Raw genomic sequence first — 6100 nt, 5'->3', positions numbered from 1 at the left:
GCGGCGGCCAGGGTCTGGGCAGCGACTGCAGTGGCATTGCGTTCGCCGGCGGCGACGCCCTCGGCATAGGCTTCCTCACGCGCCTGGGCCAGCAACTGGGCGACCAGGCGTTCGGGCATGGTGGGCTCGGGCGGCGCAGCGGCCGTGGTGCGCTTGCCGAGATCCAGATCGAAGGTGAAGCGGGCGGGGGAGGGTGCCATGGGTTACGCCACCATCTGATCGTCGGCCTTGGACTTCATGATCAGGATTTCGCCCTTGGCGGCGAGATCCTTGGCCGTGGAGACCATGCGGCCCTGTGCTTCGTCGACGTCCTTGAGGCGCACGGGGCCCATGACTTCCATATCGTCCTTGAGCAGCTTGGCCGTGCGGCCCGACATGTTCTTGAAGAAGGTTTCCTTGACGCTTTCGTTGGCGCCCTTGAGCGCCATGGCCAGTTCCTTCTTGTCCATCTTGGTGAGCAGGGTCTGGATGGCCGAGGATTCGAGCTTGGCCAGGTCCTCGAAGGTGAACATGAGCGACTTGATGCGCTCGGCATCGTCGCGGCTGTGTTCTTCAAGCGTGGTGATGAAGCGGGCTTCGGTCTGGCGATCGAAGCTGTTGAAGATTTCGGCCATCTGCTCGTGGCTGTCGCGGCGCTTGGAATGGTTGAGCGTGGACATGAATTCGGTGCGCAGGGTGGTCTCGATCTTTTCGAGGATTTCCTTCTGCACCGGGTCGAGGCCCAGCATGCGCTGCACCACGTCCATTGCCAGTTCCTCGGGCAGGACGGCGAGAACCCGGGAGGCGTGGTCGGTGGCGATCTTGGAGAGCACCACGGCGATGGTCTGGGGATATTCGTTCTTGAGATAGGCGGCGAGCACGTCAGCCTGCACGTTGGAGAGCTTTTCCCACATGTTGCGGCCGGCCGGCCCGCGGATTTCTTCCATGATGGCATCCACCTTGTCGGCGGACAGGAAGCTCAGCAGCAGCCGCTCGGTGGAGTCGGTATTGCCTGACAGCGATCCATTGGAGGAAACGGTGGTGACGAATTCGATCATCAGGTCGTCGAGCATTTCCTGGGTGATCGGTCCCAGGCGCACCATGGCGCGGCTGAGCTGCTTGACCTCGAGTTCATCGAGCTCGTCGAAGATGGGCTTGCCATAGTCGGGGCCCAGGGCGAGCAGCAAAGCGGCGGCCTTTTCGTCGCCCTTGAGCACGCGCTGGTTGGTGGCGTCATTGCCGACGACAAGCTGCTTGCCGACGGCGACTGATGTGGGGAGATCCGGCTTATCGGTGGGGGGAGTGGCCATGGCGGTTACGCTGCACTACCCAGCCAGTCGCGCACGATCAGCGCGGCCTGCTTGGGGTTTTCTTCGACGAGGGTGCCGACAGTCTTGAGGGTCTGGAGCTGGGTCTCGCCCATCGACTTGGCGTTGGTGACCCAGGCGGGGGTCTTGTCCTTGGGTTCCTGGTCGGCGATGACGTGGCCATCGGCGCTGAGCACGCCATGATGGCCCAGTTCGGCGGCTGAGGGCAAAGCCAGCGGCTGGGTTTCGGGGGTCATGACCTTCTTGAGCAGCGGGCGCATGACGAAGAAGACCAGAGCCAGTGCAATGAGCAGGGTCACGGCCATTTCAGCGCCGTTCATCAGGTCGTCGCGGGTGAAGTCGAGCAGGCCGCCCGTTGCGTCGGTGCCCGGCACGGCCAGTTCCGGCCGCTCGGCAAACTGCATGTTGACCACTTCGACGCTGTCGCCGCGCGCCTGCGAATAGCCGACCGCCGAGCGGACCAGGGTCAGGATCTGGGCGATCTCGTCGGCGCTGCGCGGGGCGTAGACGGGATCGCCATTCTGGTCGGCAGAATAGACGCCATCAACCACCACGGCGACCGAAAGACGCTTGATGGCGCCGGCTTCGGTGACGGCGGTCTGGGTGGTCTTGGAAATTTCGTAATTGGTGACTTCCTCGGTGGAAGTGCCCTGCTCGGACGCGCCGGCGCCGCCGGTATTCTGGCTGGCGCCCGGCAGTTCGTTGGCCACGGTGACCTGGCCATTGGCGCCGGCGGTCAGGTTCTCCGTTTCGCGGACCTGGCTGGAGCGGACGACCTGGCTTTCCGGATCGAAGGTTTCCTGGGTGGTGGTCGAGCGGTTGTAATCGACCTCGGCGCTGACTTCGACACGGGCGCGGCCGGCGCCGACGACATTGGCCAGCATGTCCTCGACGCGAGTGCGCAGGCGGTTTTCGAAGCCGAGGGTACGCTCGGCGGCTTCACCGGCAATGGCGCCCTGCTCATCGTCGCCGGCGCCCGAGGCCAGCAGGTTGCCCTGGTCGTCGACGATGGAGACGCGGGTCGGGGTCAGGCCCTCGATGGCCGAAGCCACCAGGTGCTGGATAGCGCGGATTTCCCCGGTGGCGAGTTCGCCGCGCACCGAGAGCACGATGGAGGCGGAGGGGTCGGTGCGCTCGCGGCGGAACAGTTCGCGCTCGGGCAGCACCAGGTGCACGCGGGCCGACTTGATGCGGGTCAGCGAGCCGATGGTGCGGGCAAGCTCACCTTCGAGGGCGCGGACATTGTTGATATTCTGCACGAAGCTGGTGGCGCCCAGCGTCGACTGCGCGTCGAAGATCTCGTAGCCGACCTGGCCGCGTTGCGGCAGGCCGGAGCCGGCCAGCGTCATGCGGGTGGTGGTGATCTGGTCGCGGGGGATCAGGATGGTGTCGCCTTCGCCGCGCAGCTCGAACGGGATGTTGAGCGTCTGCAGTTCGGTCACAATCGCCGAGGAGTCTTCAAGGCTGAGGCCGGTATAGAGCGGGGACAGATTCGGCGTCTGCGCCCGCATGATCAGGAAGCCGAAAAAGCCGAGCAGGAGCACGGCCACGACCACCATGGCGGCCAGCCGCGGCAGGCCTATGCGGTTGATCAGCTGGGTAAAATTGTCCACGCCGGCACTCGATTGAAGGGAAGACCATGCCAACGCAACGCACGTGGAGGCCGCTGGGCAAAAATTACCTAGCTGATGGTAAAGATTGTCTTAACTACTGGTAGCAGTTTGCGAATTCCGGCAGAAAATGCCGGGCTGGGTAAAGGAAGGATGAAGCGATGCTCAAAGTGCTGGGGCGGGTGACCTCGATCAATGTGCGCAAGGTACTGTGGGCGATGGACGAGCTGGGCCTCGCCTATGAGCGCGAGGATTGGGGCCTGCCGCTGCGCGACCCCAAGGTGCCCGAATTCCTTGCTCTCAATCCCAATGGCCAGGTGCCGGTGCTGATCGAGAACGGCTTCGTGCTGTGGGAAAGCAATGCCATCCTGATCTACCTGGCGGAGCGAGAAGGCGCGCTGCTGCCCGAGCAACTCGAATTGCGCGCGCTGGCGCTGCAATGGCTGGGTTGGCAGGCATCGGAGCTCAATCCACCCTGGGGCTATGCGGTGAACGCGCTGATCCGCAAGACGCCTGGCTACGACGATCCGGCCAAGATCGCGGAGTCGATGGCAAAGTGGACCGCCAAGATGGATATCCTCGAAGGCGCGCTCAGGGGCAGCAATACCGGCTATATCGGCGCAGGCTTTTCCATCGCCGATATCGCGCTGGGCCTTTCGGTGCATCGCTGGATGAGCATCCCGATGGACAAGAAGGAATTGCCTGCTGTGGCGGACTATTACGAGCGGCTGCTGAGCCGCGAGGCGGGCGCACGGTGGATGGGGCCGGAGACGCCGTAGGCCAGGATACGCCCAAGGCGGGTATTCGCCAGCGCAAATGCAGATAGGGGGGATTGCGGAGGGCGGCGTGATCGCTGCCCCCCTTGCGCACTACGCCTCATCCGCTATACTGAACTACATGGTTCAGTTTCATCAGGCCCGTTTTGATACGTCGTTCGCCGCGCTGTCGGATGTCACCCGGCGCGGGGTGCTGGAGCGGCTTGCCCGTTCGGATGCGTCGATCACCGACCTTGCCGAGAGCTTCGACATGACCCTGACGGGCATGAAGAAGCATGTCGACGTTCTCGTGCGGGCGGGGCTGGTCACCACCGAAAAGGTCGGGCGCGTGCGCACCTGCCGGCTTGGCGTCAGCCGGCTGGAAGAAGAGTTGGCCTGGATCGAGCGCTACCGCCAGCTCTGGGCCGCACGCTTCGACGCGCTGGACAGCGTCATCGAGGACCTGAAACAGAGGGAGAAAAGCGATGGACGAAATGAAGGTGACTAACTCCATCCCTGGACAAAACCGCACCGATGTGACCCGGCAGTCCGAGCGCGAGCTTGTCATCACCCGGACCTTCGACGGCCCGGCGCAGCTGGTTTTCGAGGCCTGGACCAAGCCGGACCTGCTAATGCGCTGGTGGGCGCCCAAATCCTTAGGCATCACCTTCCTCTCCTGCGAGGCAGACGTCCGCACCGGGGGCAGCTATCGATTCGTCTTCGGCCACCCCGCATCGGACCAGCCCATGGCCTTTTTCGGCAGGTATATCGAGGTGACGCCGCCCACCCGCATCGTCTGGACGAACGAAGAGGGCGAGGAGGGGTCAGTGACCACGGTCACGTTCACCGAACGAGACGGCAAGACACATCTGGTGCTGACCGACCGCTATCCGTCCAGGGATGCTCTCGATGCGGCCATCGAATCGGGCAGCCAGGGCGCCTATCCCGAACAGTTCGAGGCGCTGGACATGCTCTTGTCGGCACTCCGCAGCGAGGCCGCGGGGTGAGGGGGCGGAGAGTGGGATTGGCGCTGCTTTTTCATGGCAGAAGGCCTGCTTTGCATACAAAAGGAATAGGCAGCTTGCGACCCCATTTCAGTCGTACATATCTGGAGCGCCGCAACGCGAAAGCTGCCGTAGTAGCGAAAACGACGCAGGTTCAGCCAAGTATCTTGTATCGCCTGTGGCGACCTTCCTAGTCTTCCTGCTCTGTAAAGCTGTCACAAATTTCAACAATGGCGAAGAACATAGGAGCGTTCTCTGCAGCGACCTCCGCAACCAAATCTGCATACTCCTGCATCCTATTAAATGCTGATAGCTTTCCATTATCGTTTTGCTCAAACAATTTCTCAGCTTCGCGCGCGAGCGTTTGATATTTCTTAGAATATTGCTGGGACGCAGTTATATCTCCGGACGTCTCCGAGACTTGACTCAAAATACTATAAACCGATCCGCAATAAAAAATCGTATCGCCCTCTATGGTGGGTACGTTGGCATCCAATAATGAAGCTAAAATTAGCGGTGCGGCTGCCATCTGCATCACCATAAATCCTCCCAAACCGATCATTAATCCGCCACCACCGCCAGTGAATTAACGAAATATTTGTCCCGCAGGGGTGCAACAGCTGATGGGCACGCGCTCGAACATTCCAGTTACTTTCTTTGACGATCTAGAGGGTTATGCCGCGTTGATCAAGAAAGCCGACCTGCCAACCTTCGGTGGTGTTGGGCAGTCGCGAACGACGAGCGCTTGAGCGCGTATGCGGCACGTGACGTTATACTGCCCAAAAGCAGTCTTTCCGGTTCCCGCCCGAAGGTGCCGAGCTGCCACCTACCCCATTGCTACCGGTCGGGCGTACCGAGTTATTGACCTTTAATGAAACGTTGATGGGTCGCGCACTCGATGTCATCACTGGAGGAATTTTGAGCCACCTCGGGGTTAGCGTTGGGCGAAGAACCTGAAACAAAACCGGACATCGAAGACGAGGCCGTCGTCCATAGTCAGTTACTCGCCGGTATACCTGGCGGGCCCTCGCTGATCAGTCAGTTGGGGTATGTCCCCGAATTTCATGACGCTATGGTGCGCGAGATGCACTTGTCGATCCGTGGACCTAGCTCAATTCAGTTGTGGCTAGGAGTGGGGAACCTCAGCCAGGATGGCTTGCTCGTGACATTTGATATCGAGGCAGTGCTCGACATGAACCTTGATTACTTCAGGGATAACATCATGTTTGAAATGCTGCTTCGCCGCCCCACTGTGCGACTGGAGCGAACCAATTACCTCGACGGTGACGTTGCCCCCTGCGCCTAATCCAGTTTGAAGTAGGCTCTGGCCCCATCAGAAGGACCAGAGATGAAGCGAAGCAGGTTCACCGAAGAGCAGATCATTGCGATCTTGAAGGAGCAGGAGGCCGGGGTCCCGGTTGCCG

8 protein-coding genes and 1 pseudogene are annotated in these 6100 nt (G+C 61.3%); 5 read left to right on the top strand and 4 right to left on the bottom strand.

Annotation, left to right across the window (positions count from 1 at the left end; all coding sequences use genetic code 11):
• The 3 genes and pseudogenes from IH615_RS10705 to fliF all read right to left on the bottom strand — a co-directional run.
• Window positions 1-200: pseudogene (locus IH615_RS10705) on the bottom strand (hypothetical protein); the annotation flags it as partial.
• Between the two features lie 3 nt (window positions 201-203).
• Window positions 204-1289, bottom strand: coding sequence for a flagellar motor switch protein FliG (gene fliG, locus IH615_RS10700; protein ID WP_291361856.1), 1086 nt, complete (start codon window positions 1287-1289; stop codon window positions 204-206).
• 5 nt (window positions 1290-1294) lie between these two features.
• Entirely contained in the window at window positions 1295-2920 is a 1626-nt protein-coding gene (fliF, locus tag IH615_RS10695; protein WP_366484995.1) for a flagellar basal-body MS-ring/collar protein FliF, read from the bottom strand.
• A 158-nt stretch (window positions 2921-3078) separates the two neighbouring features.
• Here fliF and IH615_RS10690 point away from each other — a divergent pair, with 158 nt between their 5' ends.
• From IH615_RS10690 to IH615_RS10680, 3 genes are all read left to right on the top strand, one after another.
• On the top strand, window positions 3079-3696 hold the full coding sequence (locus IH615_RS10690) for a glutathione S-transferase family protein (protein WP_291361855.1): 618 nt from the start codon (window positions 3079-3081) through the stop codon (window positions 3694-3696).
• A gap of 118 nt (window positions 3697-3814) precedes the next feature.
• On the top strand, window positions 3815-4180 hold the full coding sequence (locus tag IH615_RS10685) for a helix-turn-helix domain-containing protein (protein ID WP_291361857.1): 366 nt from the start codon (window positions 3815-3817) through the stop codon (window positions 4178-4180).
• Window positions 4158-4679 (top strand): SRPBCC family protein, encoded by a 522-nt coding sequence (locus IH615_RS10680; RefSeq protein WP_291361854.1) that lies wholly within the window; start codon window positions 4158-4160, stop codon window positions 4677-4679. The genes IH615_RS10685 and IH615_RS10680 overlap by 23 nt, the downstream gene beginning before the upstream one ends.
• Before the next feature lie 187 nt (window positions 4680-4866).
• Here IH615_RS10680 and IH615_RS10675 read toward each other — a convergent pair whose 3' ends face one another.
• Entirely contained in the window at window positions 4867-5238 is a 372-nt protein-coding gene (locus IH615_RS10675; protein WP_291361853.1) for a hypothetical protein, read from the bottom strand.
• 378 nt (window positions 5239-5616) lie between these two features.
• Between IH615_RS10675 and IH615_RS10670 the strand changes: the two genes are divergently transcribed.
• Window positions 5617-5982 carry a hypothetical protein gene (locus tag IH615_RS10670; RefSeq protein ID WP_291361852.1) on the top strand — a complete coding sequence of 122 codons (366 nt, stop codon included), beginning with the start codon at window positions 5617-5619 and terminating at the stop codon, window positions 5980-5982.
• A 42-nt stretch (window positions 5983-6024) separates the two neighbouring features.
• On the top strand, window positions 6025-6100 hold a 76-nt coding region (locus tag IH615_RS22235), incomplete at its 3' end, for a transposase (protein WP_366484651.1).

Origin of the sequence: Devosia sp., assembly GCF_014860165.1 — a bacterium.
In the GTDB taxonomy this organism is placed as follows: domain Bacteria; phylum Pseudomonadota; class Alphaproteobacteria; order Rhizobiales; family Devosiaceae; genus Devosia.
The sequence above is the reverse complement of the archived record's forward strand: the minus strand, read 5'-3'. Positions and strand labels throughout refer to the sequence as shown.

Coding starts and splice junctions, on each gene's coding strand:
- IH615_RS10675 (WP_291361853.1), bottom strand. CDS start 5,238: ATGATCGGTTTGGGAGGATTTATGGTGATGCAGATGGCAGCCGCACCG.
- fliG (WP_291361856.1), bottom strand. CDS start 1,289: ATGGCCACTCCCCCCACCGATAAGCCGGATCTCCCCACATCAGTCGCC.
- IH615_RS10685 (WP_291361857.1), top strand. CDS start 3,815: ATGGTTCAGTTTCATCAGGCCCGTTTTGATACGTCGTTCGCCGCGCTG.
- IH615_RS10680 (WP_291361854.1), top strand. CDS start 4,158: ATGGACGAAATGAAGGTGACTAACTCCATCCCTGGACAAAACCGCACC.
- IH615_RS10690 (WP_291361855.1), top strand. CDS start 3,079: ATGCTCAAAGTGCTGGGGCGGGTGACCTCGATCAATGTGCGCAAGGTA.